19 protein-coding genes and 2 other annotated features are annotated in these 22480 nt (G+C 42.7%); of the genes, 1 reads left to right on the top strand and 18 read right to left on the bottom strand.

Annotated features, from left to right (window positions below; all coding sequences use genetic code 11):
* Positions 1 to 16 precede the first annotated feature (16 nt).
* Positions 17 to 151, top strand: a complete 135-nt coding sequence (gene sda / locus BLL40_RS07800; RefSeq protein WP_073711357.1) for a sporulation histidine kinase inhibitor Sda — start codon at positions 17 to 19, stop codon at positions 149 to 151.
* A gap of 36 nt (positions 152 to 187) precedes the next feature.
* On the opposite strand, the gene odhB is transcribed toward sda, so the two are convergent.
* From odhB to BLL40_RS07710, 18 genes are all read right to left on the bottom strand, one after another.
* The gene (gene odhB, locus BLL40_RS07795; protein WP_073711356.1) at positions 188 to 1420 is read right to left on the bottom strand and encodes a 2-oxoglutarate dehydrogenase complex dihydrolipoyllysine-residue succinyltransferase; all 1233 of its coding nucleotides are present in this window, start codon (positions 1418 to 1420) and stop codon (positions 188 to 190) included.
* A 90-nt stretch (positions 1421 to 1510) separates the two neighbouring features.
* Positions 1511 to 4336, bottom strand: coding sequence for a 2-oxoglutarate dehydrogenase E1 component (locus BLL40_RS07790; protein ID WP_073711355.1), 2826 nt, complete (start codon positions 4334 to 4336; stop codon positions 1511 to 1513).
* Positions 4337 to 4793: 457 nt separating this feature from the next.
* Positions 4794 to 5018, bottom strand: a complete 225-nt coding sequence (locus BLL40_RS07785; RefSeq protein WP_073711354.1) for a hypothetical protein — start codon at positions 5016 to 5018, stop codon at positions 4794 to 4796.
* Positions 5019 to 5375: 357 nt separating this feature from the next.
* A complete protein-coding gene (gene trpA / locus BLL40_RS07780) occupies positions 5376 to 6158 on the bottom strand; it encodes a tryptophan synthase subunit alpha (RefSeq protein WP_073711353.1) in 783 nt (260 codons plus the stop codon).
* Positions 6158 to 7366: a tryptophan synthase subunit beta gene (trpB, locus tag BLL40_RS07775; protein WP_073711352.1), complete on the bottom strand. Its 1209-nt coding sequence runs from the start codon at positions 7364 to 7366 to the stop codon at positions 6158 to 6160. The genes trpA and trpB overlap by 1 nt, the downstream gene beginning before the upstream one ends.
* A gap of 1 nt (position 7367) precedes the next feature.
* Positions 7368 to 7976 carry a phosphoribosylanthranilate isomerase gene (locus BLL40_RS07770; protein WP_073711351.1) on the bottom strand — a complete coding sequence of 203 codons (609 nt, stop codon included), beginning with the start codon at positions 7974 to 7976 and terminating at the stop codon, positions 7368 to 7370.
* Position 7977: 1 nt separating this feature from the next.
* Positions 7978 to 8748 carry an indole-3-glycerol phosphate synthase TrpC gene (trpC, locus tag BLL40_RS07765; protein WP_073711350.1) on the bottom strand — a complete coding sequence of 257 codons (771 nt, stop codon included), beginning with the start codon at positions 8746 to 8748 and terminating at the stop codon, positions 7978 to 7980.
* Complete coding sequence (locus tag BLL40_RS07760) at positions 8745 to 10358, bottom strand: bifunctional anthranilate synthase component II/anthranilate phosphoribosyltransferase (RefSeq protein WP_073711349.1); 1614 nt, start codon at positions 10356 to 10358, stop codon at positions 8745 to 8747. The genes trpC and BLL40_RS07760 overlap by 4 nt, the downstream gene beginning before the upstream one ends.
* On the bottom strand, positions 10355 to 11752 hold the full coding sequence (gene trpE, locus BLL40_RS07755) for an anthranilate synthase component I (RefSeq protein ID WP_425429406.1): 1398 nt from the start codon (positions 11750 to 11752) through the stop codon (positions 10355 to 10357). The genes BLL40_RS07760 and trpE overlap by 4 nt, the downstream gene beginning before the upstream one ends.
* Before the next feature lie 52 nt (positions 11753 to 11804).
* Positions 11805 to 12028, bottom strand: a binding site (T-box leader).
* A gap of 284 nt (positions 12029 to 12312) precedes the next feature.
* Positions 12313 to 12549, bottom strand: a binding site (T-box leader).
* A 151-nt stretch (positions 12550 to 12700) separates the two neighbouring features.
* Positions 12701 to 13567, bottom strand: coding sequence for a carbon-nitrogen hydrolase family protein (locus BLL40_RS07750; RefSeq protein WP_073711348.1), 867 nt, complete (start codon positions 13565 to 13567; stop codon positions 12701 to 12703).
* Between the two features lie 228 nt (positions 13568 to 13795).
* Positions 13796 to 14698 (bottom strand): homoserine kinase, encoded by a 903-nt coding sequence (gene thrB / locus BLL40_RS07745; protein ID WP_073711347.1) that lies wholly within the window; start codon positions 14696 to 14698, stop codon positions 13796 to 13798.
* A complete protein-coding gene (thrC, locus tag BLL40_RS07740; protein ID WP_018393411.1) occupies positions 14695 to 15759 on the bottom strand; it encodes a threonine synthase in 1065 nt (354 codons plus the stop codon). The genes thrB and thrC overlap by 4 nt, the downstream gene beginning before the upstream one ends.
* A complete protein-coding gene (locus BLL40_RS07735) occupies positions 15759 to 17060 on the bottom strand; it encodes a homoserine dehydrogenase (RefSeq protein WP_073711346.1) in 1302 nt (433 codons plus the stop codon). The genes thrC and BLL40_RS07735 overlap by 1 nt, the downstream gene beginning before the upstream one ends.
* Before the next feature lie 152 nt (positions 17061 to 17212).
* Positions 17213 to 18703, bottom strand: coding sequence for a glycosyl hydrolase family 28-related protein (locus BLL40_RS07730; protein WP_073711345.1), 1491 nt, complete (start codon positions 18701 to 18703; stop codon positions 17213 to 17215).
* A gap of 39 nt (positions 18704 to 18742) precedes the next feature.
* Positions 18743 to 19516, bottom strand: coding sequence for an NRDE family protein (locus BLL40_RS07725; protein WP_073711662.1), 774 nt, complete (start codon positions 19514 to 19516; stop codon positions 18743 to 18745).
* Positions 19517 to 19642: 126 nt separating this feature from the next.
* Complete coding sequence (dapF, locus tag BLL40_RS07720; protein WP_073711344.1) at positions 19643 to 20629, bottom strand: diaminopimelate epimerase; 987 nt, start codon at positions 20627 to 20629, stop codon at positions 19643 to 19645.
* 162 nt (positions 20630 to 20791) lie between these two features.
* The gene (gene ribH / locus BLL40_RS07715; RefSeq protein ID WP_073711343.1) at positions 20792 to 21262 is read right to left on the bottom strand and encodes a 6,7-dimethyl-8-ribityllumazine synthase; all 471 of its coding nucleotides are present in this window, start codon (positions 21260 to 21262) and stop codon (positions 20792 to 20794) included.
* A 2-nt stretch (positions 21263 to 21264) separates the two neighbouring features.
* The gene (locus BLL40_RS07710; protein WP_073711342.1) at positions 21265 to 22473 is read right to left on the bottom strand and encodes a bifunctional 3,4-dihydroxy-2-butanone-4-phosphate synthase/GTP cyclohydrolase II; all 1209 of its coding nucleotides are present in this window, start codon (positions 22471 to 22473) and stop codon (positions 21265 to 21267) included.
* Positions 22474 to 22480 lie beyond the last annotated feature (7 nt).

The following is a 22480-nucleotide window of genomic DNA, read 5'->3' as shown; positions in this document are numbered from 1 at the left end:
AGGAGGTCATAAACGAATGAAGATTATGAGCAATGAACTGTTAGTGGCTGCTTATCGGGACGCATTGAATAACGGGGACGACAAGGAATGGATCAATGCATTAAAAATTGAAGTGAGAAAACGAGGATTATCACCTAAAAATGAAAAATAATAAAAAAATCCCGCAACTGCGGGATTTTTGTGTTACTTATCCTTCTAGAAGAAGATCTTCAGGATTTTCAATTAATTCTTTCACCATTTTCAAAAAGCTGACTGCTTCTTTTCCATCAATAATACGGTGGTCATAAGAAAGAGCCACGTACATCATAGGACGAATTTCAATGGAATCCCCAATTGCAACCGGACGCTTTTGAATCGTATGCATGCCGAGAATGCCGACCTGTGAACCGTTCAGAATAGGTGTTGATAGCAGCGATCCGAAAACACCGCCGTTTGTGATCGTAAACGTGCCGCCTTGCAGATCAGCAAGCGCCAGTTTATTATCACGTGCTTTTAGAGCCATCTCCATAATAGACCCTTCGATTTCAGAGAAGTTTTTACGGTCGCAATCACGGACAACTGGTACGACAAGACCATCATCTGTTGATACGGCAACACCGATATCATAGAACTTTTTCAACAGAACTTCATCGCCATCGATTTCAGCATTGACGTACTGATACTTTTTCAATCCTGCCACAACGGCTTTTGTGAAGAATGACATGAAACCAAGACGCACATCATGATCATCAAAGAATTTATCTTTTTTACGTTTGCGAAGATCCATAATATTTGTCATGTCAATTTCGTTAAACGTCGTCAACATCGCAGCTGTTTGCTGTACTTCAACAAGACGTTTAGCAATCGTTTGACGGCGACGGCTCATACGCTCACGCTCAACCGGTTTCCCATCATCCTGTTTTTTCGCAGGTGCTGCTACAGGTGTTTTTTGTGGGGCTGCAGCTGGAGATGAAGGTACATCTTGATGCGTCTCTACATCTTGAACACGGACGCGTCCTAGCGGATCAGCTGGTTTAACTGCAGATAAGTCAATTCCTTTTTCACGCGCTAATTTACGTGCTGCTGGTGAAGCTACTGTCCGGTTGTTCGGATCTTCTTTAGCTGGTTCAGGCTGTACTTCTTTCTCTTCTGCTTTCGGCGCTGCTTCTGATGCTGGAGCTGCTGGAGCCTGGGTAGCACTTGTTGCACCCGCTTCTACAATAGCAATGACTTGACCTACTTTAACCGTATCGCCTTCTGCTGCCTGTAATTCTTTGATCGTTCCTGCTTCTTCCGAAATGATTTCGACGTTTACTTTATCTGTTTCAAGCTCAACGATGTATTCGCCTTTTTCCACGTAATCACCGGGTTGTTTTAACCATTGCGCAATCGTACCTTCTGTAATTGATTCTGCCAGTTCAGGAACTCTAATTTCTGCCACGTTAAAAATCCTCCTCGTTATCATTCATCATTATTTTCTTATTATGTACTATCTGCAGCTGGACTTAAACCGGCTGCAGTATATTTGTTATTACTGTTCTTTCGTCATGGCAGCACGTAACAGACGTGCCTGTTCTTTTTTGTGGACAATTGCATCCCCTTCAGAAGGGCTTGAACGGCGGCGGCGGCCCACGTAACGGACAGATGTTCCATCAGGAGCTACATCACGCAGTCTTGGATCCATATATGTCCACGCACCCATGTTTTGTGGTTCTTCCTGCAGCCAGATAATTTCTTTCACATTCGAGAATTGTTTTAAAATTTCAGCGATCTCATCTTTCGGGAATGGATACAATTCTTCTACACGCAAGACATGAAGCCAGTCTAAATTGTCCTCTGTCTTATCAATTTGCTCAGCAAGGTCGATTGACACTTTACCGCTGCAAAGAACGAGACGTTCGACTTTCTTAGGATTGTTGCCTGTTCTTGGTTCTTCTACAACAAGTTTAAATATACCATTAGAGAATTCCGATGCTTTCGATGCTGCAAGCGGATGGCGAAGCAAGCTTTTCGGCGTCATGATGACAAGCGGACGTACTTCTTCTTTTTGCAGAATTGAAGCTTGACGGCGCAAAATATGGAAATATTGCGCTGTTGACGATAAGTTTGCCACCGTCCAGTTATTTTCTCCTGCTAACTGCAAGAAACGCTCCATCCGAGCACTTGAATGCTCCGGTCCTTGACCTTCATACCCGTGTGGCAGAAGCAGAACAAGACCTGACTTTTGACCCCATTTCGCTCGTCCAGATGCGACGAATTGGTCAAACATTACTTGTGCCATATTCGCAAAGTCACCAAACTGCGCTTCCCAAAGAACAAGCGTTTCAGGAGAGAATACATTATAGCCATATTCAAAACCGACAACAGCTGTTTCTGTAAGCGGCGAGTTAATGACATCAAATGACGCATTTGTATTGCTTAATCCATGAAGCGGTAAGTATTCTGCTCCACTGTTTTCATCATGCAATACGAGGTTCCTATGTGCAAATGTACCACGCTGCGAATCCTGACCAGTCAGTCTGATCGGGGTGCCTTCCTTTAAAATCGAAGCAAATGCGAGCGTTTCGGCATGCCCCCAATCTATTTGACCATCTTCTTCAAATAGATGCTCGCGGCGTTTCAAAATACGTTCAAGTTTTTTGAATGGCTGGAATGCGTCCGGCCAAGTCAAAAGTTCCTGATTAATGATTTTTAAGTCGTCTTCACTGACACCTGTCTTATTGCAAGGTAGATCCTGCTCAACGACTTTCGGCGGATTCATCACGATATCTGGATTGTCATCTGTTTTCGGAACAGTTTCAAACAAATCTTTCAGCTTTTGTTCATTTTCACTGTATACTTTTTCTGCATAACCTACATCAATGACACCACGATCAACAAGTTTATTCGCATACAATTCACGAACAGTTTTATGATTGCGAATCAACTGGTACATTTTTGGATTCGTTGTCATCGGTTCATCTGTTTCATTATGACCAAAGCGACGGTAACCGATTAAATCAATCACAAAATCTTTACCGAAACGTGAGCGATAATTAACTGCCATAAAAGCAGCTGCCACACATGCTTCTGGATCATCTGCATTCACATGAACGATCGGCACTTCGAAGCCTTTTGCTACATCTGATGCATAACGTGTTGAGCGGGAATCATAGGATTCAGTCGTAAACCCAATCATGTTATTTGAAATGATGTGAATGGATCCACCTGTTTTATAGCCGTTAATCTGGCTCATATTAAACGTTTCACCAACAATTCCCTGACCCGGGAAGGCAGCGTCACCGTGGATAATAATCGACATTGCTTTTGACACATCAAGATCCGGTTTTCCTTTACTTGTCCGAACTTCCTGCGCCGCTCTTGTGTATCCGGCTACAATGGGGCTGACAACTTCAAGATGGCTCGGGTTATTGGCAAGCGTAATGCGTGCTGTTGATGTATCTTCTTCTTTATAACTGCGGTCCGCACCAAGATGATATTTTACATCTCCTGTCCAACCGTAGTAGTTCATTTTCATTGAACCAAGTGGAAGCATTTTTTTATTTGGCGCATGTGCGAATTCAGCGAAAATCATTTCGTATGGTTTACCTAGAATGTGGGCGAGAACGTTTAGACGTCCACGATGAGCCATACCGATGTTAATCGTTTGTGCACCTTTTACAGCAGAGTGATGAACGAGTTCATCGAGAAGCAGAACCATCGCATCCAATCCTTCGATAGAAAAGCGTTTTTGACCAACAAATGTTTTATGAAGGAATTTTTCAAATCCTTCAACTTCCGTCAACCGCTTCAAAAGCGCTTTTTTATGATCATCTGAAAATGTCGGATAATAATCTGTTGATTCAATTTGCTGACGAAGCCATTGTTTTTCTTCGAGATCATGTACTTGTGCAAATTCAAAAGCCACTTTATCCGTGTATACTTTCTTCAAATGCATAATCGCCTCATATCCGTCTTGTATATGAGATGGTGCACCTTTGCAAATGTATTGAACCGGAATAGCACGCAAATCCGCTTCTGTTAATCCATATGTCTCAAGGTCAATCCGGCGCGTATCCTTACGGCTATCATCAAGCGGATTAATATCTGCTGCAAGGTGTCCGTGAATACGAATACCATCAGCTAGCTTTATGGCTCCATACAACTTATCAAGATCACCCGGTGATGTTGCTGCTGCGGATGGCGATGCACTTCCAGCAAGAGATACAGGCGCTCCCCATTTATCAAACAACTGTCTTAATTCTTGATCCACTGAGTCAGGATCAATTAAGTAGTGTTCATACATTTCCATTACATATCCAAGGTTTGGTCCTGAAAAATCTTTCCACGGATTACCCTGGCCATTCTGCATGTTCATTCTGAAAAACCTCCAACTATTTCGCCCATTTGATTTTCTTTTTCGTTATTTTTATACTCTTTTCGTATAAATATGTACAGGTGATCCTAAAACGCTTACAGCAACAAGTCTAACATGGAAAAGCGACTTGAGAAAGAAAAAGGCCTTTTTACTTGAGTATCTCATCCAGCGACCTGAAGGTTGCCTTTTTCATGTATCATCTTACTACTGTTCGATCTAAAAACCAATGCTTTTTTATAAAATTTTTTAATTAACTTTTTTCTTTTTTCAAATTGCTTAAAATCCCGCTATTATGCGGTTTTTCAGCCCTAAAAAGAGGAAAATTACCATTATAGAATGAACCTTTTCTATTAGTAAAGCCTTATATAAATGAGTAAGTAAAATTTGTTCATTTTTAAATTTAAAAAAATTAAAAAGCATCCCATTGAAGGATGCTTACATGTAATCATTCTGGTAATTAAATTTTTTGATCACAAACTTCAGCTAGCTCAATCGCCGCCTCTTCAACTGAATACTTACTGCTTAGCTGCCAAGGTATAGATTGTTTAGATGTTTGTTCTATTGCTGATACATAAATTTTTCTATTTACCTCAGCCACTTTAATTTCCCAGTAATAGATTACCGTCTTCATTCCTTCTTGTACTTCCACTGGTCGTAAAAATGTTTCAATTTCCCCGTACATACTATCCCTCCTCCTCTTATTCTATTTCCTCTATAACATTATCTTTTTCACGCCGCCAAAAGTAAACGTGTAATTTTTGGCTATCTTGAATTTCATTTTTTCTCTATTTTGCTAACGTACACTTTCCTAAACCATAAAAGACTATCTCTTGTAGAATTTGCATTTTGTTAATGTTAAATAGGGTGGGCGTCTATGAATTTCCGAAGAACGGTACAATCCATGTATTCAGAAACCAATAGGGGAAATAGAACTAGGAATACATAAAGAAACGGCTTGGTTCTACAAGTAGCGAATAAATCATCGTCTGCTAAATAGAAAAAGCTGTCCGGGAAACAGACTCCGGACAGCTTCTTCTATTTATTTCACGCCGACTTTACCCGGCACTAACTCTTTAATCTCTTGGCCCCGTCCTTCATGAAGAAGTGAGACGATTTTACTGCCGACAATCACGCCGTCACATGCAGCACCAAGTATTTCTGCCTGTTCTTTAGAGGAGACACCGAATCCTGCGAGAACTGGTACAGGACTCTTTTCTGTAATACGGGCAAGATGAGCGGACAGGTCTCCAGCAAATCCTGCACGTGCACCAGTGATGCCGTTTACGGTTACCGCGTAAATAAAGCCTTCTGCTCCATCAACGGTTTCATCGATTCGTTCATCAGAACTTGTGAGTGTGACGAAGCGAATGAGCGCGATATCATGTTTTGTCAACGGTTCTTTAAACTCTGTTTCTTCCTCCATCGGCACATCCGGAATAATAACACCGGACACACCAGCTGCTGCACATTGATCAGCAAAGGTTTCTGCACCGAGTTTAAATACCGGATTTGCGTATGTCATAATGACGACCGGAATGGAAATGTCGTCTTTAAACGATGCAAGTTCAGCCAGTACTTCTTGTAATGTCACTTTTTCAGCCAGTGCCCGTTTTCCGGCTTCTTGAATGACCGGACCGTCAGCGACGGGATCGGAAAATGGAATACCGATTTCAACGACTGTTACACCTGCATCTTCTAACAATAAAATCGTTTCTTTTAACATATGAAGACCGCCATCACCGGCCATGATGTAAGCCGTAAATGCTTTTTTGCCTTCTTCCTTTACCTGTGCAAACGTTTCGGCCATTTTATGCTTCGTCATTATTTTTGGCCCTCTCTTTCAAAACGTTCTTTAATTTGTGCAACATCTTTATCCCCACGCCCTGACAGACAAATCGCGATAATTTCATCTTCTTTCATCGTTTTTGCCAGTTTCAGTGCATAAGCGATAGCATGAGAGCTTTCAAGCGCTGGTATAATACCTTCTGTTTTAGTCAACACTTTAAAGCCTTCAAGCGCTTCTTCATCCGTAATATGTTCATAAATGACACGACCCGAGTCTTTTAAAAAGCTATGCTCCGGACCGACACCCGGATAATCAAGGCCAGCAGAGATAGAATGCGCTTCTTGAATTTGTCCTGCTTCATCCTGAAGCAAATACATTTTACTGCCATGCAGCACACCCACACTGCCCATTGTCATCGAAGCCGCATGTTTATCTGTATCTACACCGCTTCCGGCTGCTTCTACGCCGTACATTTTGACTGATTCATCTTCAATAAATGGATAAAACATCCCCATCGCGTTGCTGCCCCCGCCAATACAAGCGACAACCGCATCCGGAAGACGGCCTTCTTTTTCCTGCAGCTGCCGTTTCGTTTCATTGCCAATGACCGCTTGAAAATCGCGGACAATTTGCGGGAATGGATGGGGACCGAGTACTGAACCCATAATATAATGAGTATCCTCCACATTTGTTACCCAGTAGCGAAGTGCTTCATTTACCGCATCTTTTAATGTACCGCTTCCTTGTGAGACACTTTCAACACGCGCACCGAGCAGCTCCATCCGGAACACATTTAATTCCTGACGGCGAATGTCTTCTTCTCCCATGAAAATAACACAATCCAGATTCAACAATGCACAAACCGTAGCGGTTGCCACACCATGCTGTCCAGCACCTGTTTCAGCCACGACTTTTCGTTTGCCCATGCGAACGGCAAGAAGCGCTTGTCCAATCGTATTATTAATTTTATGAGCGCCTGTATGATTCAAGTCTTCACGCTTCAAATAAATTTTCGCACCGCCGGCTTCTTTTGTTAAGTTTTCAGCAAAGTAAAGCGGGTTTTCACGACCGACATAATCGGTTAAATAATGATTTAATTCAGCTAGAAATGATTCATCCACCATCGCTGACTCGTATGCTTCTTCTAGTTCTTTGACGGCCCGCATAAGCGATTCTGGCACGTAACGGCCGCCGTATTCACCGTAATGCCCTTTAGCATCCGGCTGGTTATATACGTTACTCAATTTAATTTGCTCCTTTCGCACGCTGTACAAATTGGAATACTTTCGTTTCATCTTTCTGGCCATCGGTTTCGACACCGCTTGAAATATCCACCGCAAATGGCCCAACGGACTGTACCGCTTCTTTTATATTATCAGGTGAAAGACCTCCTGCCAAAATGAGACGGTTTTTATCCACATCCGGATTTTCAAGAAGGGACCAGTCAAAGACTTGGCCACTGCCTCCCCGAAAGCGAGCCGGCGGACTGTCGATTAAAATATACTCGGCCGGGTAGGCAAACATTTCTTTGTACGAAATGTTTTCTTTTACTGAAAAAGCTTTTATAACCGGAACGGGCATGTTTTCAGCAAATTCAGCTGGTTCATCCCCATGAAGCTGTACATAATCAAGACCGGCTGTTTTCACAATATCACAAATGACATCGGCCTCTTCATTAACGAACACACCGACTTTTTTTACATTTTCGCCAACCGTTTCACCGATCTGGCGAGCCAATTCAGCTGAAATGCGCCGGCTGCTGTTCGCAAAAACAAATCCGATCATGTCAGCACCCGCCTCATATGCCCAGCTTGCTGCTTCAAACGAGGTAATTCCACAAATTTTAACATTCATTTTACAATTCCACTTTCAGCGAACGGACCGTTGCTGCCACATCGCCAGCGAGCATTAATGTTTCACCGACAAGAAGGGCCCGAGCACCCGCTTCTTTTAACCGAATGGCATCTTCTTTTGTTTTAATACCGCTCTCTGACACAAAAATGGCCTTTTCTTTTCCATATTGGGACAGGAGCCTTTCCGTTACAGCAAGATCTGTTTTAAATGAGTGAAGATCGCGGTTGTTAATTCCAATAATATTGGCCTCTAGCGCAAGTGCCCGTTCCATTTCCGCTTCATTATGCACTTCAACGAGCACATCAAGTCCATGCTCTTTTGAATGCCGGTACAATCGATGCATCTCTTCATCATTCAGCGCAGCCGCAATGAGTAAAATGATATCGCCGCCTGAAGCTTTTGCTCGGTCAATTTGAATTTCATCAATGATAAAATCTTTATTTAATAGAGGGATCTCAACATTTGCTTTCACTGCTTTTAGATCGTCCATCGTCCCTTTGAAAAAAGGCGTATCCGTTAGAACAGACACGGCATCCGCGCCGTTTTGTGCATATATCGTTGCTTGCTCAACAGGATCAACACCTAGATTGATATCTCCTTTTGATGGGGAAGCCCGCTTCACTTCAGCGATCAACGCGATTGTTTTTGATGCAATAATCCGATCATAAAAGGAAGTCGGAATCCGATCTGTTTTGTATGTGAGTGCTGACTTTTTTAGGAACGCTACTTCTTCTCGTTTTTTATCAATAATTTTATCTAAAATGGTTGTCATCCTGTTACCACTGCTTTCTGTCTTTTTTTAGAAAATTCAATTAAATAATTTAATTTTTGTAGCGCAGCACCTGAATCAATGCTTTCTTCTGCCATCTTCACACCTTCAGGAATCGACTTTGCCTTGCCATTTGCGAATAAACCAATTGCACTATTCAGGACAACTGTATCGCGCGGTGCACCGCGCTCTCCTTCTAAAATTCGCTTTAAAATTTCGGCGTTTTCAATCGCTTCTCCGCCTTTAATCGCTTCAAGCGGATATTGTGGCAAACCAGCGGATTCCGCTGTTACAACCATTTTTTGTATTTTTCCGTTTTCAAGCAATACTAAATGATTTTCACCCGCAAGCGACGCTTCATCCATATACCCTGCTCCATTTAAGACAACGGCGCGTTTACGGCCAAGAAGATTTAACACATCAGCCATCATTTCAAGCGAATCCCGGCGATAAGTGCCTAAAAGCTGCGAATCAAGCTGTACAGGATTTGTCAGCGGTCCAATCAAATTAAAAATGGTTGGAATTTTTAAATCACGTCGTACTTTCATAATGCGCTTTAATTTCGGATGAACGTGCGGTGCAAACAAAAAGGTAATATTGTTTTCTTCAAGAAGGCGGTCTGTTTCATCAGCTAAGAAATCAAGTGACACGCCAAGATGTTCAAGTACATCGGCGCTGCCTGTTTTGCTTGATACGCTTCTATTGCCATGTTTCGCTACTTTTACACCAGCACCCGCGAGCACAAAAGCAGACGTTGTACTAATGTTAAAGCTTTGGGAACCGTCACCGCCCGTACCGCAATTATCCATTACGTTTTCCCAATTTGTACGGGATGCAACTGCATTTTGACGAAGGACATGAACAAATGCAGCGACTTCCTCTACCGTTTCTCCTTTTGCTTTTAACGCAATTAAAAACGCAGCGATTTCACTGTCCGTCACATCTTCTTGCAAAATCTCGTCCACCGCATTTTCCATTTCTTCTTTTGTAAGAGATTCTCCATCCGATAATTTCATTAAATACTTTTTCATGTTTTTTTCTTTTCGGTATGAACGGAAAAATTCGCTAATTAAATTATCTCCCACTTTTGTACCAATCGATTCTGGATGAAATTGAAGCCCAAAAACCGGATATTCTTTATGACGCAGTGCCATAATTTCGTTATCATCAGTTGATTCTGCTATCACTTCTAGCTTTTGATTAAGTGTCTCTCTATCTACGGCAAGAGAGTGATAACGCATGACAGGCACCGGACCTTGCACCGCAGAAAACAATCCTTTTCCTTCATGACGAACCATAGACAATTTCCCGTGCTTAATCGTTTTTGCTGGAATAATATCTGTTCCAAACGCCGCTGCAATTGCCTGATGTCCTAGGCAAATACCGAGAATTGGAATCCGATGATAAAAGGCGTGTACCACTTCAATCGAAATCCCAGCTTCTTCCGGTGTGCCTGGTCCTGGAGAAATGACAATTGCTTCTGGTGCGAGTGCTTCAATTTCATCGATCGTAATTTCGTCATTACGGACCACACGGACGTTTTTGCCGATTCCGCTGATTTGTTGATATAGATTGTATGTGAATGAATCGTAGTTATCAATGAGTAAAATCATTTTTGCACCTCCAGTAATGCTTTTGCTTTATGCATTGTTTCTTCATATTCTGTATCAGGTACGGAGTCATAAACGATGCCAGCTCCTGCTTGTACATGGGCCATATTGTCTTTAATGACCATCGTGCGGATCGCAAGCGCAAAGTCCATACTGCCTGTTGCCGACAAGTATCCGACTGCGCCAGAGTACACGCCGCGCTTTACCGGTTCGAGTTCATTAATAATTTGCATCGCCCGAATTTTCGGTGCACCGGAAACCGTACCCGCTGGTAAACACGCTGTCAGTGCATCGAGTGGATGATAATTTTCTCTTAATTCACCTGATACTTCTGACACGATATGCATCACGTGTTTATACTTTTCAATTTTCATATATTTATCCAATGTGACGGAGCCAATTTCTGAAATTTTTCCAACATCGTTACGGCCAAGATCGACAAGCATCCGGTGTTCAGCGATTTCTTTTTCATCCGCTAATAGCTCCTCTGCAAGACGCGCATCTTTTTCTGGTGATGTGCCTCGCGGCCGAGTGCCAGCAATAGGATTAGTTGTGACTGTCGTTCCGCTTACTTTGACAAGGCTTTCTGGTGATGTGCCTAACACCGTATAGCCATCAAAATCAATGTAAAACATGTACGGTGATGGATTCGATGTGCGAAGACGGCGGTACAATGTGAACGGATCTCCTTCAAATGGAGATGAAAGACGCTGTGAAAGAACGACTTGGAAAATATCACCGCGAATGATATGCTCTTTCGCTTTTTCAACCATGTCACAAAATGTTTTACGTTCTGTTTTTGAAGTGAACGCAAGGACATTTGTTTCATTGCCGGCAAATGGTTTTTGATCACCATGAATGTCATGATATAAACTTTCAATCGCCGCATCCATCTCAGCTTCCGTTCGGCTTCCAAATAAATCAACCGCAACGAGCGAAACAAGTTGTGTTAAATGATCATAGACGACGAACGTGTCATAAAACAACAAATGTACGTCAGGCATTTCGAGTTCATCTGGAAGCGGTGTCCCTATTTTCTCTTCAAAAAAGACAGTATCATACCCAATGTAACCAGCCGCACCTCCAAAAAAAGGAAATGGATAATCGTTGTCACCATAAACAGGCATAATCTCTTTTAATTTGTCCATGAACTTTTCTGAACCAGATTCTATTTTACCTTCTTTTTTAGTTATCACATATCCGTTTCCATCAGCTGTAAATTGCGCGACCGGATCCACCGCTATAAATGAATAGCGCCCGCTTTCTTCATGTTTGGCTGAGCTTTCAAACAACATCTTTTGTTTTCCACGCAGCATGTGATAAATGGAGATTGGTGTAATCATATCTCCTTCCATTTCTTTTCGTTTGTATTGAATCGTTGCCTGTAATTTCATCATCAGTTCCCCTTTCTTTCCATAAAAAAACTCCATAGATGATCTCATATCATCTATGGAGGACGGTTTCCCGCGGTGCCACCTCTCGTTGAAGCAAAATTGCTAATTTGCTTCCCCTTAAAACCGGTTAACGGACGGCTGCCGGGCGCTCTACTTTCAATATGTTCAAGCTACCACTCACGGACCCATTCGAGCTGTTGCTGCGTGCCTGGTTCCACCCCCCTAGGCTCTCTGTAACGAGCAAAAAACAGCTGTACTTTTTCCGATCATCGTATTAATTATATAGTAAAACTTCATTCAGTTGGGATTTTGTTCATCCCCCACTGAATAAACAGGAACTCGGGTAAAGAGCGCCGCGTCCTGCGGCCATACCTGAGTGATCGGCTTCAGCCGGCCCAAACCAATCGGGCTTTTACGGACAGTTGATCCCCCGCTTATCCTTCTTTTCTTTTCGGAGTCTTGAAGAAAGGGTCTTACTGCTCGTTAATGCGGGATAAAGTGAATCTTCCATCACCCAAGGTTTTCTTTCATCCGCGATAAATAAAAAAAGGCCCCCTCATCTTCAAAAGGACGGGGAGCCGTGGTACCACCTTTATTGACCGCACATATGCGATCCACTTTAACAGCAGATTTCTGCCTGTCTTCTGTAACGTAAGACGTACGCCGGAGCCTACTTAATAACTTCTTGTTCGGTCCGGAAGCTCAGAAGCCCATTCACAATGTGTCCTGCACCAGCTTGCACCAACCGCCGGCTCTCTAAAGCATTCGTCATTGTTACTCTTCTTCTTCATTGCTCATTTATTTAACTGATTATTATCATAATACAATCATTTCAAAAATTCAACTATTTTTAAAAGGATTTTTCGATTCTATTATTAGGTTTCATCTATTAGCGAATTACTGCTTTAACAGTCACTTTGTCTTAACTTTCCAAATATTCAAGATCGTATATTATTCGGTTTCCCAATCAGGATATAAGTCCGTCCGGCGGTCCCGCCACGTTGTGACCGATCCTTTTTTACGCACTTCATATAAAAGCGAAAGATCAAGATCAGCGGTAATAATCATATCATCGTTCATGATACCTTCTGCTACGATGCCTGCTGGAGGGAATGGAATATCATTCGGTGCAATCACAACAGCCTGTCCCGTATTAGCCCGCATTAAATCGACTGTTGGCAATGATCCGACTGTACCTGTTCCAACGACATACACTTGATTTTCAACAGCACGTGCATGGCTCGTATAACGGACGCGATGAAAGCCGTGCCGGTCGTCTGTACATGATGGACAGAAAATCACATCTGCTCCGCGTGCTTTTGCCATGCGGACGATTTCTGGAAATTCAATGTCATAACATGTTAAGATCGCAATTGTTCCTTTATCTGTTTCAAAGATACGGAACGAATCGCCTTGCTGCATGTTCCACCCTTCCACTTCCGCAGGTGTTATATGTAGTTTAGGCTGCATTTGATACGAGCCGTCCGGGTAAAATAGATAAGCGGTATTTTGAATACCGTCCCCTGCTGCTGTGACATGTGTGCCTGCGATAATGTGAACGTTATAATGACGCGCAAATTCAGAGAATGTATGCTCATAACGCTCTGTGAACAATGGCAAATCCGTAATTTTTAACGCCTCGCCTGTCTCCTCGTCGCCAATTGAGAGAAGCTGTGTCGTGAAAAATTCAGGAAATAAAATAAATTCCGCTTCAAACTCCATTGCCGTTTTTATGTAATGTTCACATTGTTCCGCAAATTCATCAAACGATTGGATTGTGTGCAAATGATACTGTACTGCTGATACTCGCATTTTCAAATTAAGTCTCCCCTTTATAACTGATTTTTTATTATCTGCTTCTAAATTAAAGGATGTAAGCGATTTTAGCAAGAAAAAAAGACAGCAATGATTGCTGTCCAATGTCGGATGTGAAATTCAGTATCAAAGAGGGGGTATTGATAATGAATATCAATTTCAATTATAACTGTATTGAATGATATGTCAACTCCTATTCAAACTATTTTCTCACAAAAAAATCTGGCGAACTTATTCGCCAGATTGAATCCATTCCGGTCCTACACAATCTACACTGAGCTCTAAAACATCACAATCATTGAATTTCTGGCGGAGTTGATCCGCAATTTCTTGTCCTTTTCCTCGTGGAGCGACCGTTAATACAGTTGGGCCTGCCCCGCTAATGACCGTTGCATAAGCTCCATAGCTTCGTGCAAGGTCACGCGCGGGAGCAAGTTCTTTAATGAGTGATGTCCGGAACGGTTCGTGGAACACGTCACGCTCCATCATGCGGCCTGCTGTTTCGTAGTCGTGTTGCATAAATGCAGCAACGAGCATGTTCGAAACGGCACTGCCAAGCACTGCGTCTTTACGGGCAAATGAGGCTGGCAATACATTGCGTGCGTCTTCTGTTTTCAACTCATATGGCGGGACAAGGGCTATTAAGTCAATATCCGGTGCAGGAAGCTTTACCATTTCTGCTGTTTCGCCTAGTGATACACCGCATACCATCCCCCCAAAAAGAGATGCACCGATGTTATCAGGGTGTCCTTCAAACTGGTCCCCGATATTGAGCTTTTCCGCATCAGTCAACTGTAAATCCGCAAATTTATCAGCAATTTCAATGCCTGCCGCAATCGCTGCCGCACTGCTGCCGAGACCGCGGGCAAGCGGAATATTACTTTCTAAAACCGCTTCAATGGGCGGCATAACGACGCCGCGAAGTTCAGCTGTTTTTTTTGCAACAACCGCAATTAAATGCTGCTCATCTTCTGGAAGTCCGTTTAAAAGAGCTGACCGGTGCGAAAACACCCACCGGTCAGCTTTTTTTACTTCTACGGTTAAATATAGACTGAATGCTAGGCCGATTGAATCAAATCCTGGCCCTAAGTTGGCCGTACTTGCCGGCACTTTTAAAAGGCCAGATGATTTCATGCCTGCACAGCTCCTTTAATGAAATTAAATACGGCTTCTTCATCATTTGGAAGAACAGTCGGTTTTTTCTCAATTTGCGCAATGGCTGTTTGTGGATCTTTCAATCCATTGCCTGTTAAGACAGCAACGATATTAGCTCCTTGCTCGATTTCACCTGATTTGACATGTTTAATAATACCGGCAATTGACGCGTTTGAAGCCGGTTCTGCAAAAATACCTTCTTCTCGTGTCATCATTTCGTATGCTTCTAAAATTTCAGCATCTGTTACGAAATCAATTTTCCCATTCGACTCGTCTCGTGCTGCTTCAGCAAATGCCCAGCTAGCCGGGTTTCCGATGCGAATGGCTGTTGCGACTGTTTCCGGCTGCTCAATCGGTGCACCTTGTACGATCGCTGCTGCACCTTCTGCTTCAAAACCATGCATGCGAGGAAGGCCTGTGCCGAATTTTTCATTATATTCTTTAAACCCTTTCCAATAAGCCGTGATGTTCCCTGCATTACCGACTGGAATAGCAAGTACATCTGGTGCTTGTCCAAGCTGATCGCATACTTCAAATGCCGCTGTTTTTTGACCTTCGATACGGTATGGATTTACCGAGTTGACGAGTGTAATCGGTGATTTTTCGCTAATGTTGCGAACCATTGCTAATGCTTCATCAAAGTTTCCTTCGATTGCCACGATTTCCGCGCCATACATCATCGCCTGAGCAAGTTTGCCCATTGCGATTTTACCGTCAGGAATCACAACAATTGTTTTCATGCCCGCACGTGAAGCGTATGCCGCAGCTGCAGCTGATGTGTTTCCTGTTGATGCACAAATAACCGTGTTGCTGCCCTCTTCTTTCGCTTTCGCAACAGCCATCACCATTCCCCGGTCTTTAAATGAACCGGTTGGATTCGCGCCTTCTACTTTAACATGAATGTTCACACCCAATTTTTTCGAAATATTTACGAGTGGAATAAGCGGTGTATTTCCTTCCATTAATGAAAGCATCGGTGTGTTTTCGTTCACCGGTAAAAACTCTTTATATTGATGTAATAAACCTTCCCATTTAGCCATTATTTCGCTCCTTCTCCTTCAACGCGGTAAAAACTTTCAACTGAATGCACAACCGCTAGATCTTTAATTTGTTCAAGCATTTGACTGTAGTTTTCCATTGATGCTTTATGTGTCACGATGACAATTTCCGCCATTCCTTCTTTATCAAGCGGCAACTGGAGAATTTTTTCAAAGCTAATTGAATTAGATGAAAATAGCTTCGTCAGTTCTGAAAATGAGCCGACTTCATCACGCACATGAAGACGGATAAAGTATTTAGCAAATTTTTCTTCCGCGCTTTTCAGTCTTTTTTCAAATTGAGGCACTGAAATGCTTTTTCCATTTACACCGAGGCGCATATTTGTTACCACGGCAATAAGATCACTTACAATTGATGTTGCTGTCGGCATACTTCCGGCACCAGGTCCATAAAACATCGTTTCACCGACCGCTTCCCCGTATACGTATACCGCATTGTATTCATCATTTACTGATGCCATTGGGTGATTGTTTGCAAGGAATGTCGGCTGTACACTTACTTCTACACGTTCATCGGATTGATCTGCATAGCCGATCAATTTCATCGTGTAGCCAAGTGTCTGACCGTGTTTCAAATCACTGTCTGAAACCGTTGAAATGCCGCTCACATTTACATCTTCAAGCTCGATATTCATTGAGAACGCAAGACGAGCTAGAATCGCCATTTTACGAGCTGCATCCAGACCTTCTACATCAGCAGTCGGATCGGCTTCTGCAAAGCCAAGATCTTGCGCTTCTTTCAATGCCACTTCGTATGACATACCTTCTTTATGCATTTTTGTCAAAATAAAGTTTGTTGTGCCATTTACGATCCCCATCAATTTTTGGATTTTATCAGAGGCAAGGCCATCTGCTAATCCGCGGATGATTGGGATACCTCCGGCTACACTCGCTTCATAATAAAAATCGCAGTCGTTTTCAGATGCGGCTTTTAACAGCTCAGACCCATATAGCGCAACTAAGTCTTTGTTTGCAGTCACAACATGTTTCTTTTGATTTAAGGCATCCAGCAAATATTGCTTCGTTTCGTCAATGCCGCCCATTACTTCGACGATCACATCGACATCTGGATCGTTAATGACATCGTACGGATCAAGTGTTAATGATTCTTTCGACAGATCTACATCACGCTTTTTGTCCATGTTCTTTACAAGCACTTTCGTTACTTCTACTGGGCACCCGACGCGATGAACGAGCTGTTCCTGATGGTTTTGAATGATCTTCACGACACCGGTTCCGACCGTTCCAAGACCGAGCAATCCTACTTTTACGTTATCTTTCATCTAAACGTCACCTCAACTATGTATTTGTATGATGTACATTTGTTTTTACATAGTAGACATTATATCGGTATTTTTTGCTTTTTACAACCTAATGTTTTCGCAAAATAGAATTTTTCTGTCTTTTCTTATCTTAATGAAATGTTTGTCTTCTTTCAAGCAATTGTTATATTTTTTGACGGTACCACGTTCACATCTTTCGCTATATAGAACGGTTTTTGGCCGCAGTTTTTGAAAATGACGTCTTTAATAGACACATCATCTGCTTTTTGTGCACCGCCAAATACTTTTAACGCAGAGCCCGCTGTTTGAAAATCTTCCATAACAACGTTTTGCATATGAACATGCTTTGATTTGTATTGAATCCCTACTACCGGCAAGCCTCTATAATTATAATCAGCGTTTCCGATCGCCCGCAGCCCGTTAATGATGACGTGTTTGTACGCGGAAATGGTCAGCGCACGCGGCTTTGAACTCGTATATAAATCTGTGTAGATAGGATGAACGGATACGATGCGTGTCGCAGTTAGAAAGCGGGCTGTTTTGGATTCTGGGTCCGTTTTGCTATGGTGGCCGATATGGCGGAAATTGTACGAACGGTTATCATTGACAGACAGGTGGCCGATAATATGAACGTTCGCAGCCGCTGAACTCGTGGCGTGTGCTTTCACTTCCACACCGCCAAAGCAACGTGCTGATGCATTGTTGATCAACCACACATAGCGCGAACCATCATCTGCTTCAAATCCATTTGAATTAGAAAATCCTTTTTGATGGCTTCGTCCAGATGGATCGCACATAAAACAATTCGAAATGAGGATGTAGTCGCTATGATGCGTCGTGACACCATCATCGCCAAATCCCGACCCTTTGCAACCATCAATCCAAACATATCGGCTGCCGCCCCGTGCCCGGTGGCCGTCTCCTGAATAATCATACAAAGTGGACGACACATCATAACAGTGCAGACCCGGATTTTTCGCATCACAGTTTTTAATCCAACCATATTCGACATTGGCAAATGTTAAACAGCTTGAACGATTATTGCCGCTCGATGATTTTTCATCAAGTTGAAGCCGCTCTATGTTCCAATCAAATGTGATTCCTTCAATCAAAATATGGTGGTTTCCTTTCACATGGTTTTCATTTGTCATCACAAAGCTTCGTTTCGGTGCAGTATCACCCAGTTTCAATATCGTTTTCCCCACTCCTGCTCCTTTTATAATTGTATAAGATGGCACGTGAAGTTCATCAACGATAAATGTGCCTTCTGGAATATAAACGGTCCGTTCACCACCCGATAAAGCCGCCTCAATATCCCCGTCTACTTCTACATATACTTTTTTTTTCGCTTTTTCCTGTAATACGCTCCATTCTTTATCAAGTGTTTCTTTCCAATCCGGATACACACCATTTTCACTTACAATCGTATGATGCATGTTCATCGGCTCTTCTGTTTTTGTCCATATTGACTTGAATTTCGTCAAAATCGATTCTTTCTGCTGAGAAGGTTTCCACTTAGCAGCTGATTCAAAAAATAACCGATCTGTTTCAGTAACCATTTTTGCTAAAGACTTATTTTTTTCAAAATAGGTGTTAATCAATTTAGCATTATCATTGGGATTATGATTAATAGTTAATGACATATTTTTCTCCTTTTAATTTGAATTTTGCACATAATGTATTTAACTTTTTGTAAATGAAATACACTGTTCTCGTTCAAATATACCTGTTTCAAATGTTCGTTCAATCCAATCGATTGAATTGTCCTGCTTCATTAAAATAACCGTTGAACTACGAGTGCCGTAACTGTTGTTTTTATTTTTAATAAATGCCGGTGACAGTATTCTTTCCCATTCGAGTGATATACCCGTTTGTGGTAGCTGTTCATCTGGCGCGCGTGTTTCGTCTGCAAGAAGAGCAAATAAACCACTATAATCAGCCTGTTCATAGTTAGCTGCCCATTCTGCTAGTTTCTTCTTTGCTTTGATCGTTTTCGGCCACGGTGTATTCATAAACGCATTGCTGACACTATGAATACCAGGCGGTAGCTCATAAGGCGGTTTATCCGATTTGCTGCTGAATGAATACATTGCTTCTCTCGTTCCAGCGATAACATTAAAACCAGGATAGCGTTCTTTTTCCCTATCCAGTTCCTCTAAAAACGTACGCGCATGCATTTCTCCTTCTAAAAAAGACCGAACGATATGGCCACGGGATTCTTTCTCCCCAGAAAACGCCGATGGATCACGGTAATTTGTTAATGCACAAATGCGTCCTGATTTCGACACGCCAAGCCACGTCCCTCCTTTTAATAAGTCCCTTCCCGCTAAAATGTGAGGTACATCTTCCCACCAGTGCGACGGCGCAGTCGGCCTGTTATAATATTCATCTCTGTTTGCGGCAAGAACAAGCGGAACTTCAGGTACTACTTGAAAAGCTATATTTACTAAACACATGACAATCACACTTTCTTTTTTCTTTATTATGGAACATAAGAAAAAGGACTGTCCACCATGGACGTCCTTTTCAAATAATTCATCTTCAAGTAAAAACAGCAAAAAAATTCAGGATCAAGCCTTGAATTAAAAAACGTCTACATTTAAATAGGATTCGACTTCTTCACGCAACTGGTCATATGCAGCTTGCTCTTTGTACGTTTTCTGGTCTTTCAACTGAAAATGACGCGGGCTGTCGAGTTCCAAGTGAGCAACTGCTTCAAATAAATACGTACCGTTTCCAATAAGGTCTATTGAATAACGGCCCGCTTCGTGCTGGTGTACAACACAACGTACTTTCCCACCATTATTGTATACGTCAACCGGCGTGTCGTAATGGTTTAGACCGAGCTGACATGTCGTTAATGTGGAAGCCGACATGGCTGTTCCACACGCATTGGTAAAGCCGACGCCGCGTTCAAATGTTCGGACATAAATGGCACTGTCTTTGATCGGATAAACGAAGCTGACGTTCACACCATCCGGGCAAATATCATTCGGACCATTCAGCATTTCAGCAATGCGTTTTTGTTCACCAGATGCAATGACGGTACGATCTCCAACTGCGATTAAATGCGGGTTAGGCACAGCAAGCGCTGAGAATCGAATCGAATCTGACAGTTTCTCTACTTTCTCATCAAAAAGCCGGTCTTTGCCGATCATCATTGGTAAAGATTCCAATTCGAATAATACCGGTGAAATTTCTACTCGGTACGCCGGCACACCTTCATAAATGTCACCATCACGTTTTACATACAAATTGGCTTTATTCGTCTCGACGACAATCTCATTACGTCCTAATTTGTCGCACACATATCGCCCATGCAATCGAAGACCGTTCCCACACATAGATGCTTCTGAACCGTCTGAGTTGAAAATACGCATCTTGGCATCTGCCTGTCTGCTTTCCATGACAAATAAAATACCATCTGCACCAATGCCTGTTTCACGGTCGCAAAGCGCTAATGCCAAATCACGCCGATTTTCTTCTGTAAATGTATATCTATGTGTCCACTCATCAATAAGTAAAAAATCATTCCCTGATCCGTGACCTTTAATCAACTTCAATTCCATGTCTATCGCCTCTTTCAACACATCTTTTTTCTACAGTATAGCAAATATTGCAACAGTCAAAAAGAATGATTCACTCCTGCCCTTCTCAGTGCGTTCGAAAAAAGCTGCCGGGCTAGCCGGACAGCTTAATGGACAATTCTATTCAAATGGTTGAGGTTTAGATTACGCGTCGAACGAACGAAGCAAGTTCGCCATTTCAATGGCTGAAATAGCGGCTTCCCAGCCTTTATTTCCTGCTTTTGTACCAGCACGTTCAATTGATTGTTCAATCGTATCTGTCGTTAATAAGCCAAAAATGACTGGCACACCTGTTTGAAGACCCGCTTGTGAAATGCCTTTTGCTGCTTCATTACACACATAATCAAAGTGAGCTGTCGCCCCTCGAATAACTGCACCAAGTGTAATGACAGCGTCATATTTACCGCTTTCCGCCATTTTTTTTGCAGCGATCGGCAGTTCGAAGGCACCTGGTACCCACGCAATATCGATATTATCCGCATCGACCCCGTGGCGAATAAATCCGTCTTCTGCGCCGCTCACAAGTTTCCCTGTAATAAATTCGTTAAAACGCCCTGCAACGATTCCTACTTTTAAATCTGTTCCAATTAAATGACCTTCAAATGTTTTCCCCATTATTATATCCCCTCTTCTGTTAAGTTTAAAATATGGCCAAGCTTTGAAACTTTCGTCTGCAAATAATTTCGGTTGTCTGCGTTTGGTATCATCTCAATCGGCACACGTTCGGTCACTTCGATTCCATACCCTTTTAAGCCGGTTATTTTACGAGGGTTGTTTGTCAGCAATTTCATTTTCGAAATGCCAAGATCCTGTAAAATTTGAGCACCGATGCCGTAATCGCGCAAATCATCTTTAAAACCGAGCTTTACGTTCGCTTCCACAGTATCATAGCCTTGCTCCTGAAGTTCATATGCTTTCAGCTTATTGATGAGTCCGATGCCACGGCCTTCCTGGCGCATGTAGAGAAGAACACCGCGTCCTTCTTCTTCAATTTGATGAAGTGCCGCATGAAGCTGCGGACCGCAATCACACCTGTGTGAACCGAAAATGTCGCCGGTTAAGCATTCTGAATGAACGCGCACAAGCACCGGCTCTTCGCCTGAAATGTCGCCTTTCACGAGCGCAACATGCTCCTGTCCCGTCAATTGTTCCTCATAACCGACGGCACGGAATTTACCGAAATCGGTTGGCAGTTGAATGTCTGCTTCACGACGGATCAGTGATTCATGGCCGCGCCGATAAGCAACAAGCTGTTCAATCGTCACGATTTTCAATCCGTGCTTCTCAGCCATCACTTCAAGTTCAGGCAGACGTGCCATCGTACCGTCTTCATTCATAATTTCACAAATAACACCAGCTGGCTTCGCTCCAGCCAGCTTCGCGAAATCAACGGCCGCTTCCGTATGACCGGTCCGTCTAAGGACCCCTCCATCTTTTGCGATCAACGGAAAAATATGCCCTGGCCGCTTAAAATCAGCCGGTACAGACTGATCTTCCACAAGCGCCCGAATCGTATCTGCACGTTCAAAAGCACTAATTCCAGTCGTTGTGGAAATATGATCAATACTGACTGTAAAAGCCGTTCCGTGACTGTCTGTATTATGGTCGATCATCGCATGCAAATGGAGACGATTCGCCGTGTTTTCTTCAATCGGTACACAAATAAGTCCTCGTCCTTCTTTTGCCATAAAATTAACCATGGCTCCGTTCGCAAATTCAGCAAGTCCGAGTAAATCACCTTCGTTTTCACGGTCTTCATCATCAACGACGATAATCATTTTTCCGTTCTTTAAATCCTCTATCGCTGATTCAATGTCTGAAAACATATCGTTT

The organism is Domibacillus mangrovi (assembly GCF_001906925.1).
GTDB lineage: Bacteria > Bacillota > Bacilli > Bacillales > Domibacillaceae > Domibacillus > Domibacillus mangrovi.
This window is presented reverse-complemented; position numbering and strand designations above follow the sequence as displayed.

Excerpts from the sequence above, each read along its gene's own strand:
- BLL40_RS07710 (WP_073711342.1), bottom strand. The coding sequence starts at position 22,473 with ATGTTTTCAGACATTGAATCAGCGATAGAGGATTTAAAGAACGGAAAA.
- sda (WP_073711357.1), top strand. The coding sequence starts at position 17 with ATGAAGATTATGAGCAATGAACTGTTAGTGGCTGCTTATCGGGACGCA.
- BLL40_RS07770 (WP_073711351.1), bottom strand. The coding sequence starts at position 7,976 with ATGAATGTTAAAATTTGTGGAATTACCTCGTTTGAAGCAGCAAGCTGG.
- BLL40_RS07725 (WP_073711662.1), bottom strand. The coding sequence starts at position 19,516 with ATGTGTTTAGTAAATATAGCTTTTCAAGTAGTACCTGAAGTTCCGCTT.
- BLL40_RS07735 (WP_073711346.1), bottom strand. The coding sequence starts at position 17,060 with ATGAAAGATAACGTAAAAGTAGGATTGCTCGGTCTTGGAACGGTCGGA.
- BLL40_RS07760 (WP_073711349.1), bottom strand. The coding sequence starts at position 10,358 with ATGATTTTACTCATTGATAACTACGATTCATTCACATACAATCTATAT.
- thrB (WP_073711347.1), bottom strand. The coding sequence starts at position 14,698 with ATGAAATCATCTGGCCTTTTAAAAGTGCCGGCAAGTACGGCCAACTTA.
- dapF (WP_073711344.1), bottom strand. The coding sequence starts at position 20,629 with ATGGAATTGAAGTTGATTAAAGGTCACGGATCAGGGAATGATTTTTTA.
- trpE (WP_425429406.1), bottom strand. The coding sequence starts at position 11,752 with ATGATGAAATTACAGGCAACGATTCAATACAAACGAAAAGAAATGGAA.
- BLL40_RS07785 (WP_073711354.1), bottom strand. The coding sequence starts at position 5,018 with ATGTACGGGGAAATTGAAACATTTTTACGACCAGTGGAAGTACAAGAA.
- trpC (WP_073711350.1), bottom strand. The coding sequence starts at position 8,748 with ATGACAACCATTTTAGATAAAATTATTGATAAAAAACGAGAAGAAGTA.
- ribH (WP_073711343.1), bottom strand. The coding sequence starts at position 21,262 with ATGGGGAAAACATTTGAAGGTCATTTAATTGGAACAGATTTAAAAGTA.
- BLL40_RS07730 (WP_073711345.1), bottom strand. The coding sequence starts at position 18,703 with ATGTCATTAACTATTAATCATAATCCCAATGATAATGCTAAATTGATT.
- BLL40_RS07790 (WP_073711355.1), bottom strand. The coding sequence starts at position 4,336 with ATGAACATGCAGAATGGCCAGGGTAATCCGTGGAAAGATTTTTCAGGA.
- thrC (WP_018393411.1), bottom strand. The coding sequence starts at position 15,759 with ATGGCTAAATGGGAAGGTTTATTACATCAATATAAAGAGTTTTTACCG.
- trpA (WP_073711353.1), bottom strand. The coding sequence starts at position 6,158 with ATGACGAAGCATAAAATGGCCGAAACGTTTGCACAGGTAAAGGAAGAA.